The sequence below is a fragment of the Roseofilum sp. SBFL genome, assembly GCF_017746885.1.
Lineage (GTDB): Bacteria > Cyanobacteriota > Cyanobacteriia > Cyanobacteriales > Desertifilaceae > Roseofilum.
In genome coordinates this window covers 1-18,404 of sequence record NZ_JAGHZH010000095.1, presented here as the reverse complement: position 1 = coordinate 18,404, position 18,404 = coordinate 1, and the positions used below count along the sequence as shown (strand labels likewise).

At 45.4% G+C, this 18,404-nt stretch carries 16 protein-coding genes; 7 read left to right on the top strand and 9 right to left on the bottom strand.

Annotated features, from left to right (window positions below; genetic code table 11):
- Positions 1 to 25: 25 nt before the first annotated feature.
- The gene (locus J7545_RS10625) at positions 26 to 535 is read right to left on the bottom strand and encodes a hypothetical protein (RefSeq protein ID WP_318699676.1); all 510 of its coding nucleotides are present in this window, start codon (positions 533 to 535) and stop codon (positions 26 to 28) included.
- Between the two features lie 124 nt (positions 536 to 659).
- On the opposite strand from J7545_RS10625, the gene J7545_RS10620 reads away from it, so the two are divergent.
- The 6 genes from J7545_RS10620 (at position 660) to J7545_RS10595 (ending at position 9,204) form a co-directional block, all read left to right on the top strand.
- Positions 660 to 1,658, top strand: a complete 999-nt coding sequence (locus J7545_RS10620; protein ID WP_318699677.1) for an aspartate carbamoyltransferase catalytic subunit — start codon at positions 660 to 662, stop codon at positions 1,656 to 1,658.
- Between the two features lie 778 nt (positions 1,659 to 2,436).
- On the top strand, positions 2,437 to 3,054 hold the full coding sequence (locus J7545_RS10615) for a GUN4 domain-containing protein (protein ID WP_318699678.1): 618 nt from the start codon (positions 2,437 to 2,439) through the stop codon (positions 3,052 to 3,054).
- 117 nt (positions 3,055 to 3,171) lie between these two features.
- Positions 3,172 to 3,423: a hypothetical protein gene (locus J7545_RS10610; RefSeq protein ID WP_318699679.1), complete on the top strand. Its 252-nt coding sequence runs from the start codon at positions 3,172 to 3,174 to the stop codon at positions 3,421 to 3,423.
- Between the two features lie 58 nt (positions 3,424 to 3,481).
- Complete coding sequence (locus J7545_RS10605; RefSeq protein ID WP_318699680.1) at positions 3,482 to 5,011, top strand: YifB family Mg chelatase-like AAA ATPase; 1,530 nt, start codon at positions 3,482 to 3,484, stop codon at positions 5,009 to 5,011.
- A 121-nt stretch (positions 5,012 to 5,132) separates the two neighbouring features.
- Positions 5,133 to 8,021: a glycerol-3-phosphate acyltransferase gene (locus J7545_RS10600; RefSeq protein WP_318699681.1), complete on the top strand. Its 2,889-nt coding sequence runs from the start codon at positions 5,133 to 5,135 to the stop codon at positions 8,019 to 8,021.
- A 199-nt stretch (positions 8,022 to 8,220) separates the two neighbouring features.
- Positions 8,221 to 9,204 (top strand): Rpn family recombination-promoting nuclease/putative transposase, encoded by a 984-nt coding sequence (locus J7545_RS10595; RefSeq protein WP_318699682.1) that lies wholly within the window; start codon positions 8,221 to 8,223, stop codon positions 9,202 to 9,204.
- Between the two features lie 112 nt (positions 9,205 to 9,316).
- Here the strand turns inward: J7545_RS10595 and J7545_RS10590 are convergent, their stop codons facing one another.
- From J7545_RS10590 to J7545_RS10580, 3 genes are all read right to left on the bottom strand, one after another.
- Entirely contained in the window at positions 9,317 to 11,467 is a 2,151-nt protein-coding gene (locus J7545_RS10590) for a Tex family protein (RefSeq protein ID WP_318699683.1), read from the bottom strand.
- Between the two features lie 59 nt (positions 11,468 to 11,526).
- A complete protein-coding gene (gene radC, locus J7545_RS10585; RefSeq protein WP_318699684.1) occupies positions 11,527 to 12,255 on the bottom strand; it encodes a RadC family protein in 729 nt (242 codons plus the stop codon).
- A 119-nt stretch (positions 12,256 to 12,374) separates the two neighbouring features.
- A complete protein-coding gene (locus J7545_RS10580; RefSeq protein WP_318699685.1) occupies positions 12,375 to 13,331 on the bottom strand; it encodes a phosphoribulokinase in 957 nt (318 codons plus the stop codon).
- Positions 13,332 to 13,554: 223 nt separating this feature from the next.
- Between J7545_RS10580 and J7545_RS10575 the strand changes: the two genes are divergently transcribed.
- Positions 13,555 to 13,875, top strand: coding sequence for a cupin domain-containing protein (locus J7545_RS10575; protein ID WP_413038694.1), 321 nt, complete (start codon positions 13,555 to 13,557; stop codon positions 13,873 to 13,875).
- 60 nt (positions 13,876 to 13,935) lie between these two features.
- Here J7545_RS10575 and glgA read toward each other — a convergent pair whose 3' ends face one another.
- The 5 genes from glgA to J7545_RS10550 form a co-directional block, all read right to left on the bottom strand.
- The gene (glgA, locus tag J7545_RS10570; protein ID WP_318719537.1) at positions 13,936 to 15,414 is read right to left on the bottom strand and encodes a glycogen synthase GlgA; all 1,479 of its coding nucleotides are present in this window, start codon (positions 15,412 to 15,414) and stop codon (positions 13,936 to 13,938) included.
- A 261-nt stretch (positions 15,415 to 15,675) separates the two neighbouring features.
- A complete protein-coding gene (locus tag J7545_RS10565) occupies positions 15,676 to 15,912 on the bottom strand; it encodes a photosystem II protein, Psb35-related (RefSeq protein ID WP_271944689.1) in 237 nt (78 codons plus the stop codon).
- Between the two features lie 165 nt (positions 15,913 to 16,077).
- Positions 16,078 to 17,154 carry a hypothetical protein gene (locus J7545_RS10560; protein WP_318719535.1) on the bottom strand — a complete coding sequence of 359 codons (1,077 nt, stop codon included), beginning with the start codon at positions 17,152 to 17,154 and terminating at the stop codon, positions 16,078 to 16,080.
- Positions 17,155 to 17,209: 55 nt separating this feature from the next.
- Positions 17,210 to 17,707 carry a hypothetical protein gene (locus tag J7545_RS10555; RefSeq protein ID WP_318719534.1) on the bottom strand — a complete coding sequence of 166 codons (498 nt, stop codon included), beginning with the start codon at positions 17,705 to 17,707 and terminating at the stop codon, positions 17,210 to 17,212.
- Positions 17,707 to 18,243, bottom strand: coding sequence for a hypothetical protein (locus tag J7545_RS10550; protein WP_318719533.1), 537 nt, complete (start codon positions 18,241 to 18,243; stop codon positions 17,707 to 17,709). Before J7545_RS10550 ends, J7545_RS10555 begins: the two co-directional genes overlap by 1 nt.
- Positions 18,244 to 18,404 lie beyond the last annotated feature (161 nt).

Sequence of the window (18,404 nt, the reverse complement as noted above, 5' to 3'; positions counted from 1 at the left end):
ATGGATTATTTTTTAAAGCTTATCATCAAAACCCAATGGGTACACCGCGATCTGTAAATTTCACCTCCTCAATATTCCATCTAGAAGATTGGGTTAAAGTTTCCTTTAAACTGCCCAATAGAGCCATTCTTTCGCAAGTGGAGAGGGAGACAAACAGACGCTGAGATTGGGGAGAGAGGCGAAAATCAATCGTAAGGCTATTGTCTGTTCGGTTGGGTTGCAAGCGATAGCCGGCGATCGCAAAATCGGCGGTTGTTCCCTGTTCGATCAAGTTATGGATAGTTGCTTGTAGAGCATTTTGCTGAGGGACTTGGATCGACTTCTCCACAAACGATTCACAGAAGGGATCGAGTTGGTATATCGTCATCTCGATCATCTCCACCGCAGGAGTCGGTTCAAGCCTTTGGGAAATTTTGGGGACTGGTGCAGGGGTAGGTGTGGATTCGGTGGAATGGCTAGAGGTGCATCCAATGACAGTGAGAGCGATCGCCAGACTCAGGGGGATCGCTCCTAGACGGTTCAAGAGAAGGAGCATAATAATTAAGAAGTCGTGAATAAGTTCGAGTAGCTCTTCATCTCATTCATAGAAACCTGCATTTGATCCGCCGAATTTCCTGTAGAGTAGCTATGGCCATTTCCCTATTACCTATGACCTAACCATGACCTTTAACCACCCTCATATCCTCTCGCTGGCTGACTTTACCCCAGACGATTACAATACCGTTTTACAGACAGCCGCCAGTTTTTCTGATGTCCTTTCTCGACCAACGAAAAAAGCCAAAAAACTCCCCACCCTCCAGGGACGAGTGGTAACCAACCTCTTCTTTGAACCGTCCACCCGCACCCGCAGCAGTTTTGAGCTAGCCGCCAAACGCTTATCGGCTGATACCCTCAATTTTGCTCCCGGTTCCTCTTCCCTCTCCAAAGGAGAAACCATTCTCGATACAGCTAAAACCTATTTAGCCATGGGAACGGATATTATGGTCATTCGCCATAAAGAAGCAGGGGTTCCCCAGGCGATCGCGGCTGAACTGGATCGCCTCGATACCCATGTTGGCGTTCTCAATGCCGGAGATGGTCAACACGAACACCCCTCCCAAGCCTTACTCGATCTCTTTACCCTTTGCTTCTTACTCGATCCCCAATCTCCCCGTTTAGAGTTACTCTCCGGTAAAAAAATTGCCATTGTTGGGGACATTATTCACTCTCGGGTCGCTCGTTCCAATCTCTGGAGTTTAACCGCCACTGACTGTGAAGTTCACTTAGCCGCTCCTCCAACATTATTACCCCAATTCTTCGCCCAATATACTTCTAGCCAGTTCCAAGAGCGCCCTGGAAAAGTCTTTATCCATTGGTCAGTCGAACCCGCCCTACAGGATGCTGATTTTGTCATGACCTTGCGCCTGCAAAAAGAGCGCATGACTCAACATTTACTGCCCAGTGCCAGGGAATACCATCATCGCTTTGGCATTACCCGCGATCGGCTCAAACTCTGTAAACCAAGTGTAAAAGTTCTCCATCCCGGCCCCGTGAATCGAGGGGTTGAAATTAGCTCCGATCTCATGGACGATCCCCAATTTAGTCTCATTTCCCAACAGGTCAGCAGTGGAGTATCCGTGAGAATGGCCCTACTCTATTTAATGGGAGGTGGGAAGTAGTCATAAACCCGTCAACGATAAGTCTCAATTGACTACTAATAACATTAAAGAAATATGTATCCTAGTTGAAGGTATTGAATACCTTCTGAGGGTAATAGTCTCTCTGCTAGAGTTATTTCAGACGGAGAGAGGGATTTGAACCAAAGACCCTGAAGTAAGCTAGCGTTATTAAAACGGCTGAAAGCTTTCTTCTGTCTTGAATAGAAAACCTCCGATCGCTCCCTATTTTGTCTATGGAAACTTTCTCTGGATTATCGCTTGCCTTGAGCGATCGCCGGGATTATGCTTGATTCATCAGTGAAAGGATATTAACACCTTGAGAAAGTGTTGCAGCACTCTCCCAAGACTTCCTCAACTGTGAGTAACCCACAATTGGAGCAGAACTATAATGGCACAGGTTTTAGTCCCCGTCTATGTATCTACATTGGCTGGTACTGACGATGGGCAATACTACAAATATTTTGAAGAGTCTGAAGTACCTGGACTGAATCGGTTTAGAATTAAACATCTAGATGGGTTATTTGTCAATTGTTGTCGCTTTTGTTTATCCTTTTTAAGGATGCTTTATCGGATAAAATGTCAAGCCTACTCAAACGCTCTCTTCTAATTAAAGATTTGCCTTGGGAAGAATCTGAAATTGCAATAAATCTTCATAAAGTGCTTCGCGCTGGTCATAGGGAATAGGTAATTGCTTGGTCTGTGCGTCTCTCCCTTCTCCCCATCCCTCCCAGAATTTGCCACAATGGACAGCAGAAGAACCTGTCTTAATCGAAACCTCATGTCTAACGAACCTTCCAATGAACCCCAAACCCCTGATTTAGAAACTCGTATTTCTGAACTCGAAGCGCAAATCGCTCAGTTGAGTGTCTTAACCTCCTTACCCGAAAAAGCCAATAAATTACAAGAACAAGTTGAATACTTACTCAATGTCGTCACTGATGTGGAGCGCTATGGTAAGTTGGGTGAATGTTTAAGCGCTGGCCAATGGAAGGACGCAGACGAAATTACTACTGCCTTAATGTTAGAAGCGATGGGCCAAAGCCGTCATGATAAATTAACGCCGGATAATGTGCTGATGTGTCCCTGTAGTATTATTCGCGTGATCGATCGCCTGTGGCTCAAATATAGTGATGGCAAGTTCGGTTTTAGCGTCCAGAAAAAATTCTATGTGGAAGAGGGGGGTAGTGATGATATTTCTAAAGTGGATATGAAGATTTTAGAGAAAACAGCAGCTAAAATGGGTTGGTTTAAAGATGGCAAATTTTTGGAGTTAGAGAACCTGGATTTTAGCTTAGATGCGCCTGCGGGGTCTCATCCTTCAGGATGGTGGAGATCGCCCTATGGTGGAAAAATGGCGACCTATTTCTTTGCCCGGATGATTCGGTGTGGTATGTAACAGAACTATAACTGAAGTTCCTCACTATTGTGTTAAGAGCTATTGAGAACAAGGGTAAAAAATTCCCCGGTTCTGCTATAAACAAGGTAAGGTCTTGACAAGCGTGGAGGAATACTCATGAATCTGAAGTTAATTTTTTTTTCTGGGGTTGTTACGGCTTTGATTGGTATTGTCTTTGGATTGTCGGTGTCGAAAATGTCGCAACGACAATTTCAATGTTGCGATCTCACCCACCGACCAGAATTTACTGATGGATTTAGTACATCACGAGCGCCTCGTACCTATGCCATAATTGGAGCGTCTGCGGGTTTTGCGATCGGTTCTTTGATCGAAACTGTGCGACAAAATAAACCGGCTGAAGTAGATTAATGGGGGAGTGGGGGAATGGGAAGACGCGGAGATTACCATTACCTATGACCCATTACCTATGTTAGCTAGAGTCTGGAGTGCATCCCTAGTCGGAATCAACGCCATTAAGGTGGGAGTTGAAGTTGATGTATCTGGGGGACTACCGGCGATCGTAGTGGTTGGATTGCCGGATACAGCGGTGCAAGAGTCGCGGGAAAGGGTAAAGGCAACCTTGAGAAATTCGGGATATGCGTTTCCCATGCGAAGAATCGTGATTAACTTGACTCCCGCAGATTTGCGTAAGGAGGGGCCAAGTTTCGATTTGCCCATTGGTATTGGAATTTTGGCGGCTTCGGAACAGGTCAATCCTCAGTTACTGGGAGATTATTTGTTTTTGGGGGAAGTCTCCCTAGATGGGAGTTTGCGCCCGGTGGCTGGAGTTTTACCGATCGCCGCTGCTGCGAAAAAATTAGACATTACGGGGTTAGTCGTTCCGGAAGATAATGTGCAAGAAGCTGCCCTCGTCAGTGGATTGAAAGTGTATGGGTTTAACCAACTTTCTGAAGTCGGGGATTTCCTCAGTCAGCCCGATCGCTACGAACCTGTCGTATTTGATGGCGTGAAACGTTGGCAAAATTCATCTGCGAAGCGTTTAGATCTTGAGGATGTTAAAGGGCAAGCTCATGGTCGCCGTGCCCTGGAAATTGCGGCGGCCGGCGGTCACAATTTAATCTTTGTTGGTTCTCCAGGCAGTGGAAAAACCATGTTAGCACGGCGTTTACCCGGAATTTTGCCGCCCTTGAGCTTTGATGAAGCTTTAGAAGTGACTCAGATTCATTCTGTCGCTGGTTTATTGAAAAATAAAGGCTCTTTAGTGTGCGATCGCCCCTTTCGCAGTCCCCACCATTCCGCCTCAGGCGCTTCTTTAGTTGGTGGTGGCAGCTATCCCAGACCCGGTGAAATTTCCCTTGCCCACGAAGGTATACTTTTTCTCGATGAATTGAGCGAATTTAAACGCAATGTTCTCGAATTTCTGCGCCAACCCCTTGAAGATGGGGAAGTCACCATATCCCGCGCTCGTCAAACGGTTACGTTTCCTGCCCAGTTTACCCTCGTCGCTTCGACGAATCCTTGTCCCTGTGGCTATTATGGCGATTCGATTCAATCCTGCACTTGCTCTGCGCGCCAACGGATTAATTACTGGGCCAAATTATCGGGTCCATTACTCGATCGCATCGATCTACAAGTTGCCGTCAACCGTCTCAAACCCGAAGAAATTACTCAACAGAGTACTGGGGAACCTTCCGCAACTGTACTCGAACGGGTTACAATAGGCCGCGATCGCGCTCGGTTCAGATTCCAAGACGATCCCAATCTCCATTGCAATGCTCATATGCAAACTTCGCATCTGCGCCAGTGGTGTCAACTCGATCAAACCAGTCAGCAAATATTAGAAGGAGCCATTCGCAAGTTAGGATTATCCGCGAGGGGAACCGATCGCATCCTCAAAGTTGCCCGCACGATCGCCGATTTAGCCGGTCAGGAAACCCTGCAATCTGCCCATATCGCCGAAGCCATCCAATACCGGACGATCGATCGAATGAATTAAAAATTTTGGTAATGGGTAATCCCTATCCCTCCATATCCCTATCTTCCCATTCCCCTATCCCCCCATTTTCCCATTGTCATATTAAGATCGCGATCGTCAGTGAACAAAACCCGATCCAGAAATGTCTATCGAACTGCTCAAAGGTCTGGCTATTTTAATCTTCTGTCCATTGCTCGGCGGTACCCCCCTGATCCAATGGCTTACCCTAGCGTTAACGGGCAAAAACTTAGCCCGACTGGGTACAGGAAATATTTCCGTTTCGGCTGCCTTTTATCATGGGGGTAAACTGGCAGGGATCGGTGCCGTCTTATCGGAAGCGGGAAAAGGGATCGGTGCAGTTCTCTTGGCGCGATCGCTCTTTCCCCAAACTCCTGTGTGGGAAATTATCGCCCTGATCGCCCTTGTTTTGGGACGCTACTTCATCAGTCAAGCCGCAGGAACGACGAACGCCACCTGGGGATTAGTGGTGCATAACTGGCAAATTTCTCTCCTCGTCGGTCTGATCGCTCTGGTGGGTCTCACGGTCGTCCGGGAGCGCAAATCCCGTCAATATGGCATCTTAATCCTATTTCCCCTGCTTCAGATTCTCATGCACCCCAATGCCAAAGGATTGGCGATCGCTACGATCTCCCTCAACACCACCCTCGCGCTCATCTACCAACACATCCCCGACGACCTCGAACTTCCCTCTAATTCCTCCACTCGAAACCCAAATATGCCCTCACTCTTTCCTGGAAATAAGGGAATTCTCTCCCTCGATCGCCCCCTCAAAGCCCAAGAAGTGGGTGCAAAAGCGGCTAACCTTGCCTACTTGAAAAAACTCGGTTATCCCGTTCCTCCGGGTTGGATTTTACTCCCTGGAGATGACCCCCAACCGGTGATTAGCCTCCTGAACCCCTCTCCTCAGAACCCTCTGATTGTTCGCTCCTCAGCCTTCGGAGAAGATACGCTACACTCCTCTGGAGCCGGTCAATATACCAGTATTCCCCAGATTACTAACGCCCAAGGCTTACACCAAGCCATCCTCACTTGTATGCGATCGGCCGATAATCCCCAGGCGATCGCCTATCGTCAAAGCCGACAACTCCCCGATACCCAAGTCGCCGTTTTAATTCAACCACAAATCGCCGGAGTCTTTTCCGGTGTTGCCTTTAGCCGTGACCCTATTGCCCGCAGTGGTGAAGATGTAATCATTGAAGTGCTTCCCGGAGATCCAAGCCGTGTCGTTTCCGGTCAAGTCACTCCAGAATCCTATCGCGTACTAGTGATAGAAACGGATGGAGAACCAACCACCCAAATTTTAGAAGGTGATGGGGGTATTCCCCTCGCCTTAATTCACCAAGTGGCTCAAATAACCCGTCAAATTGAAGGCAACTATCACGGAATCCCCCAAGATATTGAATGGACATATGATGGTCAGCAACTTTGGCTTTTGCAAACTCGCCCCATTACCACCCTGAGTCCAATTTGGACGAGAAAAATCGCTGCCGAAGTCATTCCCGGATTTATTCATCCCCTGACCTGGTCAATTAATCAACCCCTCACTTGTGGCGTTTGGCGCGATATTTTTGCCCTTGTTTTAGGGAAAAAAATTGCCAATTTAGACTTAAATCAATTAGCTACGCTACACCATTCCGTCGCTTATTTTAATGCTTCCCTATTAGGAGAAATTTTCCGCAAGATGGGACTGCCGCCCGAAAGCTTGGAGTTTCTGACCAGAGGAGCAAAGTTTACGCGCCCTCCCTTATCATCTACCGTCAAACAGATTCCCGGATTATGGAGACTTCTGCAACGGGAATGGTCTTTAGAAGAAGATTTTGAGCGAGATAACCGTAAGTGGTTTTCCCCTACATTAGAGCAATTGAAAAACCAAGTTCCTCAAACCCCTTCAGAGTGTTTAGACCGGGTGGATTTAATTTTAGAAACCCTAAAGCGTGCCACTTATTACAGTATTTTGGCCCCCTTGAGTTTTGCCTTGAGACAGGCGGTGTTTCAGGTTTCTGAACAGGATTTAGATTATCAAGAAATGCCAGAAGTTGCTGCTTTGGAAGCATTGCAAGAGTTGGCCACCTGTGCCCACCATTTGCTGCCCCATTTGGAGATAGAGACCCCAGAAACCTTGTTTGGTTGTTTGTCTGAATTGCCCGATGGTCAGAGCATTATCGATCAGCTCTGCCAATTTATGGAGGATTATGGGTATCTGAGTGAGGTAGCAACGGATATTTCGGTTCCTCGATGGCGGGATAATCCGAGGATGGTGCGCGATATGTTTTTGCAACAGTTACATCAGATGAAAGGCGATCGCCCCAAAACCTTACCGAAACGGCTTAAAATTCAAATGGTGCAAGTGCGCTTAAATCTTAAGGGTCAAGTTACTCAAGTCTACAGCCAATTGTTAGCTCAGTTGCGTTGGAGTTTCTTAGCCCTAGAAAAGTTCTGGATCGAATCCGGTATTTTACAGGTTCAAGGGGATATCTTTTTCCTCACTTTGCCAGAAGTGCAAGCCGTGTTATCTGACTCTACCGATACATTTTTATCTACGGACAGCATACCAGAAATTATTGCGACTCGCAGAGCAACATTTGCCCAAGATAAATTGGTGAAATCTATTCCTTATGTTGCCTACGGTAATCAACCTATCAAAAGAATTACTACCTCTACTCAGTCTAGATTAAAGGAAGGGCAAACGTTATCAGGCATTGGCGCAAGTCCGGGACAAGCGGAAGGTCAGGTAAAAATTATGCGTCAGTTGCAAAATGTGGAAGCTGTGGATACGGATACGATTTTAGTTGTTCCTTATACGGATTCGGGTTGGTCTTTGGTATTGGCAAAAGCAGGCGGATTGATTTCCGAAGTTGGGGGAAGGCTATCCCATGGGGCGATCGTGGCGCGAGAGTACGGAATTCCAGCCGTTATGGATATTCCCAACATTATGGAACGGTTGCATAATGGGCAATGGGTTCGCATTGATGGGGAAACGGGAATGGTGGAAGTTATTCATGAATCATGAATAATTAATACAGTGTTCAATCCTCTATCGGCAGGTACCACAACCCTCTTCCCTAGCGCGAAGTGCTATAATTGTTTACTATCCAGGGAAAGTGTATGACCCAGTTTTGTCTTATCTTTGCCACGATTGGACGAAGATTAAGATTTACGCAATGCTCTCAATACACAGGGCTACACTGGTGATTAAAGGATAAATAATCATGGAATTTATCAGTCCCAAAACCGATTTCGCCTTTAAGCGGATCTTTGGTTCCCAAGAAAGCAAAGATATTTTAATTAGCTTCTTAAATGCCCTCATTTATGCAGGAAATCCAGAAATTCAAGACCTAGAAATTATCGATCCCTATAATCAAGTGGATATTAGCACCCTTAAAGATAGCTATCTTGATGTGAAAGCTGTCTTAGGTAACGGTACAACTGTCTTGATTGAGATGCAAGTATTAAATGTACCGGCCTTCAAAAAGCGAGTCTTGTATAACTGGGCTAAAACTTATGGAAATCAACTGAGCATCGGTCAACGTTATGTAGGACTGCAACCCGTCATTGCTCTAACGATCGCTGATTTTCCCCTATTCCCGGAGGTGGAACCCATTATTACTCACTTTGGCTTAAAAGAGAAAACCTTATCATTCGAGTATCCTGACGAACAGATTGAACTGATCTTTGTAGAGTTACGAAAATTTAATAAATCTCTGGAAGAATTACAAACACTGACGGAAAAATGGATCTACTTTATGAAGGAAGCCCCTAATTTACAGATGATTCCCAGTTCTCTAGAAGAAGTGCCAGAAATCGGCAAAGCGTTGGGAATTGCCAATAGAGCCAATTTGAGTGTCAAGGAAGCTGACGAGTTAGACAGAAAGGAACGGTGGATACTTGACCAGCAAGGTTATGTAGTGCAAGCAAGGATAGAAGGGCTAGAACAAGGGTTAGAACAAGGGTTAGAACAAGGGTTAGAACAAGGGTTAGAACAAGGGTTAGAACAAGGACGTGAGGAAGGTCGGGTTGAAGCAGCATTAGGATTAATTTTGCGTCTACTTCAGCGACGGTTTGGAGAAATTCCTGAAACGGCGATCGCCCAAATGCAACAGTTGTCTTTGGATGATTTAGATGAGTTGGGGATTACGATCCTCGATTGGACGAGTGTAGAAGATTTAGACGGTTGGTTGAGGGAGAGGGGGTAGAAGGGACGAATAAAAGGCGATTGCCGATTGGGAGGGCGATCGCCATATACAGTTCAGCGATTCATCTACGATTAATACCATTTCTTTCTAGCGATTTTATTTAAAGTTGACATTAAACCCTCAAAGACAAACCAATCCGTTTTAACTGCTCATTCACCTCTAAAACCCTCACCTTCACGACTTGTCCTACCTTCACAATATCCTTCGGATCGCTAACAAAATGATCCGCCATTTGGGAAATATGAATTAAGCCATCCTGGTGTACCCCAATATCCACAAACGCCCCAAAGTTGACTACATTGGATACCACCCCCTCTAAAATCATCCCCTCTTTCAGGTCTGTAATCTCGTTGATGCCCTCCCGAAATGTTGCGTATTCAAATTTTGCCCTGGGGTCGCGACCGGGCTTTTGAAGCTCATTAAGAATGTCTTTGAGTGTGGGTAATCCGATCGCCTCCGTCCTATACTTTTGTAAATCAATTTCACACACCCGATCCGCAATTTCACCAATTCGCGCCAATGGCAACTTCAGATCATTCACCATCTGTTGCACAATGCCATAACTTTCCGGATGAACCGCCGTATTGTCCAATGGATTATCTCCTTCACGAATTCGCAGAAAACCCGCCGCTTGCTCAAAGGACTTTGGCCCTAATTTCGGCACTTTCAGCAACTGACGACGGTTTTTAAATGCTCCATGTTCGTCTCGGAACTTAACTACATTCTTGGCAATAGTTGGCGTAATTCCCGACACAAAGGACAACAGTTGTATCGAAGCCGTATTTAAATCCACGCCCACATAATTCACACAACTTTCTACAGTTTCATCCAACTGTTTTTTGAGCAATTTCTGATTGACATCATGCTGATATTGCCCCACCCCAATCGATTTGGGATCAAGTTTCACCAATTCCGCCAACGGATCTTGCAATCGCCGACCAATACTAATTGCACCACGAACCGTCACATCTAAATCCGGAAATTCCTCTCGCGCCAAATCGCTGGCTGAATAAATTGAAGCTCCCGATTCATTCACCATTACCTTAATCGGTTTTCGCTCTAAATTCTGCAACACTTCTGTTACAAATTGATCGGTTTCGCGAGACGCTGTACCATTGCCGATCGCAATCAACTCTATGCTATATTTCTCGATTAGCCGGATCGTAACCCTGGCGGCTTCCTGTCTTTGGCGCTCTCCCTGGTGGGGAAAAATCGCCTGATACTCCAAAAACTTCGCCGTTTCGTCCAATACCGCTACCTTACATCCCGTGCGAAATCCTGGATCGATTGCCAATGTCGGTTTCATTCCAGCCGGAGGAGAGAGCAACAGTTCGCGCAAATTCGTTTCAAACGTTTGGATAGACTCAATATCGGCTGCCAATTTACACTCAGCGCGAATATCCGACGTTAAAGACGGCTTCATCAACCGATTAAAGCTATCCTCAATCGCCTCCTGAAACCAGGGACGCAATACCCGGTTGCGGGTACGCAGAATCTGACTTTCTAAGTTCTCTAGGATTTTATCGCGATCGCCATCAAGATCCAGCTTTAAAACCTTTTCCTCTTCTCCCCGAAACAGAGCCAACAAATTATGGGCCGCCATTTTACTGACTGGAGCGCTATAATTGCGATACATCTCATATTTTGTCGTTCCCTCCGGATAATCCTTCTTAATTTGGGAAACAAATGCCCCCGTTTTAATCATTTGCTCCCGCACTTGCGTCCGTAAAACAGCCGTTTCCGCAATTTGTTCCGCAATAATATCACTCGCTCCTTTGAGCGCATCTTCTACAGTTTCCACCTCTTTTTCTGAGTTTAAATAGGATTGAGCCAACTCTTCCAAAGACGAGACCGAACCTTGGGACGTATTCAAATCTTGAAGCAGTTGTGCCAGGGGTTCGAGTCCCTTTTCCTTCGCAATAGTCGCGCGAGTTCTGCGTTTTGGTTTATAGGGCAAATAAAGGTCTTCAAGTTCCGTTTTCTGCTGACAGTTTTCGATTTTTTCCTTCAGAGCATCTGTTAGTTTTCCCTGGCTCTCAATCGATTCTAAAATAGTCTTTTTCCGAGCTTCCAGCTCCGACAGATAAACGGAGCGATCGGCAATTTCTCGCAACTGTACCTCATCGAGCGATCCCGTTCGTTCTTTGCGATAGCGAGCAATAAAAGGAATGGTTGCCCCTTCTTGCAGCAGTTGCAGGACATTCTCGACTTGAGAGAGATTTAACTCTAATTCTTGGGCGATTTGTTGCGGAATTTGTAGCATAATTAATTGAGTTTAGAATTATAGATTCAGTAGGATAGGTAACGCCAACATTATAAAGCTTAACCAAACTCTTGATAATTATCCCATAAATCCGTAGTTTGCCGCAAACTCTGATGAGAACCCTGACCTAAAATTAGGTGGTCTAACAACGGAATACCCAATAACTGAGCCGCCTGTAATAACTGTTTAGTTAGCTCAATATCTTCCTCACTCGGTTCTGTGCTTCCTGTGGGATGATTATGGGCAATAATCAAACGACTAGCTCCTTGACGAATTACTTCCCGAAAAATTTCCCTTGGATGAGCCAAGGTTTCCGTCGCCGTACCAATAGTAATCACTTTAGTGGCTACAACTTGGTTTTTAACATCCAAGGATAAAACCGCAAATTTTTCTTGATTTTGCCACATCAACTCATGACTTAATGCTGCCGCAGCTTCATCAGGGCTATTAATTTCTCGCTTAACCGGGCGACATTCAAATACCCGTTTTCCTAACTCTATCGCTGCTAAAATAGTTGTCGCTTTAGCTGGACCAATACCATGAATTTTCGTTAATTCTTGAGGGCTAATATCGCGCAGAACTTCTAGGGCATTGCGCTGACTTTCGCTTAACTCTTGTAACAGATGTTGCCCTAATCCCATCGCTGATAATTTGCCTTTTCCTTGCCCAGTTGCTAATAAAATCGCAATTAATTCTGCTGTAGTCAAATGACTGGCTCCCCGCTCAATGAGGCGCTCTCGCGGGCGTTCGCTAGTGGGCAGATCCAGCATCCGAATACTGTAAGTCATTTCAATTCAAAATTTAGAGAGAGATAGGGAGAAATCAAAAGGGATTATCCCATTTTCTGTGCAGTGGAAATGGGAGACAAGGGGCTGGAGACCCCTTATTTAAGTGAGCATTAAGACATTCACTCATCAACATGGGCAGCTTTCAACATATGATAAGTAATCAATAGTTGGGTGAGTGCCAAGGGATAACTTTGCAGAATCTCGCCAGTTGTACCTACCAACTTCCCAATTTCCTCATTCCCTTCTAAACTACAGAATTTGCCTAAATAAGGCACATCATGACAGAGGATTTTTTCCAGTTCTTTGACTTGTTCGCTGTTGGCATGACCATCTACTTCTAAGACATCAACCGGTTTATTCATATCCCGGTCTAATTCGAGACGAATCGCAGAACTCAGGTGCGATCGGCTGGGTTCTAAAATACCAGTAAAATCAGGATGGGGAATGGTGGGGCGCAACACTAAACGCACATTTAATAATAGGTCATTTTCTTCCGTACGATCTTCTGGAGGATAGAAACTAACGACAATATCTGACCATTGGCGTTGGGGACGGATAAATTGCTCTGAGTCAGGTTCTCGTTTGCGTAATTGTTCAATCACCCGATCTTCCGTATATCCACGTTTGCGCGTATCCCGTTTAACCTTCCATTGACTGCGTATCTCTTCTGGGGGAGCAAGGTATACTTTAACATCAAAGCTGTCTCTGGCAATGCGGGTGGAATAACCCAAGAGTCCTTCAACAATTACGAATCGTTTGGGTTCGATGTATTCGGGAGGATCGAACATCCCCGTATGGTGATTATAAATAGGTTTGAGGATGGGTTGGCCGGTTCGCAATAGCCCTAGATGTTGTTGAATAATATCCAGATAGTTACAATCAGGGTGCAGTGCAGAGATGCCCATTTCTGCCCGTTGTTTACGGTCATATCGGTGGTAGTCATCTGTACAAATAACGGTAACGGTGTCTTCTCCAAGAGCTTGAGCGATTCCTTTGGTTAAGGTAGTTTTACCAGCAGCACTATCACCAACAATACCGAGTAGAATGGGGCGGTTAGAACGGTTACGAGTGGACATGATTTAGGAGTTACCAAGTCTAGGGATTAAGTTGCCTTATGGTACCATGAATGGGCAATGGGCATTAGTCATAAGTTCAGGCTGTAAGCTGGTTGTCAAAGGACGAAGGAATAGGGAATAGAGAATAGGGTATAGGGAAAAACCATTTTTCCCTTTTCCTTGAATTGTCAATAAAATAGTGTTCACCAATTTTATTGACCTTCTAGAATGAGTCTTGATGATGATGAATAGCCTTTTTCAGTTACCCCATCCCTTACCTAATACTGAACAGTTTGAATCTCTGCACGAGAGTGAAAATCTATTAATTGAACGGATTATTTCTACGGGACAAACTACCCCAGAAGGGCAATGGTATGACCAAGAACAAGATGAATGGGTGGTGTTGCTACAAGGGAAGGCACAACTGATGTATGAGGATAATTCTATTGTCCATTTATGTCCTGGAGATTGGGTATTTATTCCTGCTCATCAACGCCATCGAGTCAGTTATACCAGTAGCGAACCGCCTTGTATTTGGTTGGCTATTCATGGACTATTATCGTAGGGATTAGTAGGGGCAAAAAAATTTTGCTCCTACTACTCACCTCGTTTTACTCCGGCTCAACTATTTGTGACGGATATAGTCGTAGAGTCCTAGATATTGACTACCGGGATTTTTCCAAGAATAATCGTAGGCCATACCCTGAAGAACTAATTTTTGAAATTCTTTGGGATACTCATACCATAAACCGATCGCTCGATCCATGGCTGATTCGAGGGCTTCATAGTCTGTTTGATAGAATACATAACCATTTCGCTCTTCTAGCGGTTTTTCCGTATCGTAATCCCGGTCGAATACGGTATTTTGTAAGCCTCCTACCCCACGCACAATGGGCACAGTGCCATATTCCAAACCAATCATCTGGGTTAAGCCACAGGGTTCGTAGTTACTGGGAACGACAATCATATCTGCACCTGCATAGATTAAGTGGGATAATTCTTCGTTAAAGCCCAGCTCTAAATGGCAATTTGCATTTTCGTTCAAAAATAGCTTTTCATGCCAGAACCAGTCATTAATCCCTTGCTCTGTTGCCGATCCAAGTAAGACAAATTGCGCTCCCCGATGCAGGGCATAATAGATGGCATGGTGAACTAGATGCACTCCTTTTTGATCGTCTAGGCGACCGATAAAGGCAATGAGTGGTTTGTTATCATCATGGGCTAACCAAAGCTGCTCTCGCAAGGCTTTCTTATTCTTGGCTTTGTTGTTGATGGTTTTCGCTGTGTAACGATAGGGGATAAAGCGATCGACTTCTGGATTCCATACATCATAGTCAATCCCGTTGAGAACCCCACCAAATTTATAGTTGTGCAATTCTAGGGTATGTCCTAAGCCATAGCTGATATCGGAATGGCGAGCTTCCCAGGCATGGTGAGGGGAAACGGTGTTAACAAAATTAGAATAGACGATACCCCCTTTCATCATGTTAAGGGCAAAGGGATTAAAATTATCTTGGAGGCGATCGTAGTCAAAATAATAGGACTCTCGATTGAGTCCTGTTGCCCAAAGTGTATCTACCCCACCAATGCCTTGGTGCTTAAAGTTGTGGATGGTATAACAAACTCGTTGATTGCCCATGCCATGATATTGATACATTTCATAGAGCAGGACGGGTATTAAACCGGTTTGCCAGTCATGACAATGGATGATATCGGGACGCTTGTTGGTTCTGAGGAGGAATTCTAGAGCAGCTTTGGAGAAGAAGGCAAAGCGCATGTTATCGTCTTTGCAACCATAGTAGCAGCCGCGATTGAAGAAGAGGTCATCTGAGTGGGGATCGATGAAGAAACATATGCGTCCATGAACCCAACCACACATGACATCGCAGGAAATGGCAGCTCCATACCAAGGAACTTTCAGATCGTGATAGGCTTCGTGCAAACCCCAAATTTGGTCGTAGCGCATACAGTCGTATTTGGGGAGGATGATTTCTACACCGATCCCTCGAAGTTCCAATTCTCGACTCAGTCCATAAACGACATCCCCTAAACCTCCAGCTTTGATGACTGGAGCGCATTCAGAGGCGATCTGCACGATGTACATATTCACTCCTGGGTTCACAAAAGTTTATTATCTCTGCTTTTATTCAAACATGAAGTTGGGGAATGGGGAATGGGAATAGGGAATGGGGAATGGGGAATGGGGAATGGGGAATAGGGAATGGGGAATAGGGAATGGAGTTCTCGGTGTCTCTATATCCCTCTACTGGGAATGGGCATAAAAAAGGCTAACTCCAGAATAGGAGTTAGCGTGAGGGAATGGAGGTGAGTACGGGAAGGAAAGGTACTCACGCGACTCGGATAACTAGCGTGCCAGGCTGTTGCTGCCATAGGTATCTAGGCTATATCCAGGGATGCGGTTGGTGTAGTCGGTTTCTTTACCGGTTACGGATTTGGCGATGCTGTTGAAGCCGTCGGAATTCCAGTTGCGTTCGTGGATAGATTTGGTTTGTTCTCCCATGAAGTAGGCTTGAGTTCCGATGACGGAAACAGCGACCCAACCAGCGATGAAGAGTAAGGACAGAATAACTAAGTTGACCATGATGTTCTCCTTTGTGTGAACTTTTGTTTCTTATCTTGTAAATTAATGTAACAAAATCTTGCAATATTTGTCAACATGATTTAAGTCACGGTGGGGTGTGATGGCGATCGCCATAATCCATCATTCTTGAATGGTCGTGGCGATCGCTTCCCTGCGAGAGCATTGCTATACAAAGTCACCGAGTGCGCGACTATATTTTCGGGTTCCAAAAATGCCGCGCTCCCTGTATTTGGCAATTTGGGCTTTGAGAGTTGCTACTCGCTCTGCATAGCGTGAGGTAAGTTCAACTACAGAGCGATATTTCTCCTCCCAAGTATTCCCTCTACTCAAGGCACGGTTGATCGTGCGAATTTTGGCTCGTCCCTGATGTCGAATATCGGCCACAACGCAACAAACATAATCTGGCGCTTGATCCAGTCCATGCTGGCGAGCTAGGGTTTTCATCTTAGCCTTAAAATGGGTCACGCCACACTCAACCATGATGGCTCTATGAACCTCAGAATGACTCACCCAGTGAACAAATTTAGCCGCGTTCATGACCTCGCGACGATCTACACTGGTGTCAGTTTGGTTCAGGTAAGCCATGAGATCCTTATTATCTGAACCATTATTTGAGGTTAAGCGACGGTCAGGATCGCCCGTTTGATAGATATGCTGACCATCGGTTCTCAAGTCTGGGAAGTATGCTTGAGCTTCATCTGTTTCCAATAACTGACAGAAATATTTGACAAAATCTCCTTGGCAAACATGGGCAGCATATTGCAGAAAACCAAAGGTAAATTTGGCGCGGTCATAGGAATTGAGGCAGTTAAAAGATCCCCGACTTTCGCATTCGGCTGTTGGGGCAATAAAATAAGCCCAGAAGCCAAAGAGATCGTCATAATCAGAAGGATTATAGACTCCAGCACTTTTATCTCCCACAAGCATCAGACCTCTTCTGTTGAGGTAGGAAACATCTGTGCCTACTTTGAACTGACTCCCGCCATCAAGGGTGGCATACCATTTGCGACCGGCTTCTCGAATCTCCACGTCAAAAGGGTTTGGGGGCAAGGGTATAGGAAGGGGTTGGTCGGGAGGGGCGATCGCCGGAACATCCAGTGCATGGGTTGCCCTGCGGAGAATATCAATCAATTCCTGTTTGGTTGTGGGAGTCCATACTCGAATTGCACTCTCTCCATTCATTCCATAAACCAGGGGGTGTCCCTCAGCATCACGAAAGATATCAAATCCTGTAATTTCCATTGTTTAGATCTCCTAGTTTTATGCGTTTTAGGCCAGTTTTTGTGACTAATTGTTCTTAAAGTTCAGGAATCGGTTTATCAGCCGAAGCAATCAACACCGTATTAGCCTGATAACAACTCTGCAAAACTTTCAGAAACTCTGCTTTATCTTTGGGAGTCCACTTGCGAATAGCTGTTCCTTCATTCATACCAACTATCACGAGTTTTTCTTGTGGATCTCGAAAGATATCAATCCATGTAATCTGTGATAGATCATCTTCATGACCAAAGGGATGAATAGGAGTCTCTAAGAGTTCATCACCAGGAATGATCGTTGTCATAAATCGATAGCTGTGCGATTCTTTATAACGAACATCAGACTTGACCAACTTCATAAACTCTCGATGGCCTTCTACAGTTCGACCCACAAGACAGCCTGCACTTGCTCGACCAATGCTGCCAGTGTTGCCATAGCCATGATGTTGATTAATGCCTGTAGTTGTTTCTAATGGATCGCCTGTGCGGATCATATCTTCATTGACATCACGGTAAACAGGAATAGGCCAGTGATTCACTAATGCTTCGTGATCTCTCTCTCTCCGTCATGTAAACCAACTTGCCAAGCTCGGTATTGACCAAACTTAATTCTTGCAGCTCCTCGTTTCCATCCTTTAGGTATTCGATTTTTCCACTTTGTATAATGCCGACCGGGTTCGCAAGTTCCCATCCACTTCCCTACAAAACGTGGACAACCATCAACAATCTCAATTAGGCATCGCAAATCGTTGAATCGATCAGGAGCATCATCATTGAGCGTTCCATCGGTGTTCATGCCCTCCACATAAACAATGTTGTAGCGCTCTTTGCCCAAGGAAATATGGTAACCTTCTTGCAGTATATAGGCCACAATGCGACTGGGAATATCATCACTCAGGTGCAGTTGAACCACGCGATCTCGAGGGGTATGAAGCAGGGCCTGAGCGGTTTGAACGTCTAGAGTGCCGACATTAGGGCAATCCGTAATTTTTTGAAATTCCTGAAATGCTGCCCTACTCAGGGGGCCGAACTTTCCATCCACAGGAGGTTCTAAGAGGAAGAAACGATAGACCAAAATTTCCTGGATTTCTTTAACTATAGCAGTGAAAGGGAGAGTTAGGACATAATAGAAAGATGAAGTTAGCGATCGTGAGATGATGCCATCAGCTTATAGTATAGACCTAAGACATAAAGCCGTGGGGGCCTATGATAGAGGGGAGCGTAAGAGCCATGTGT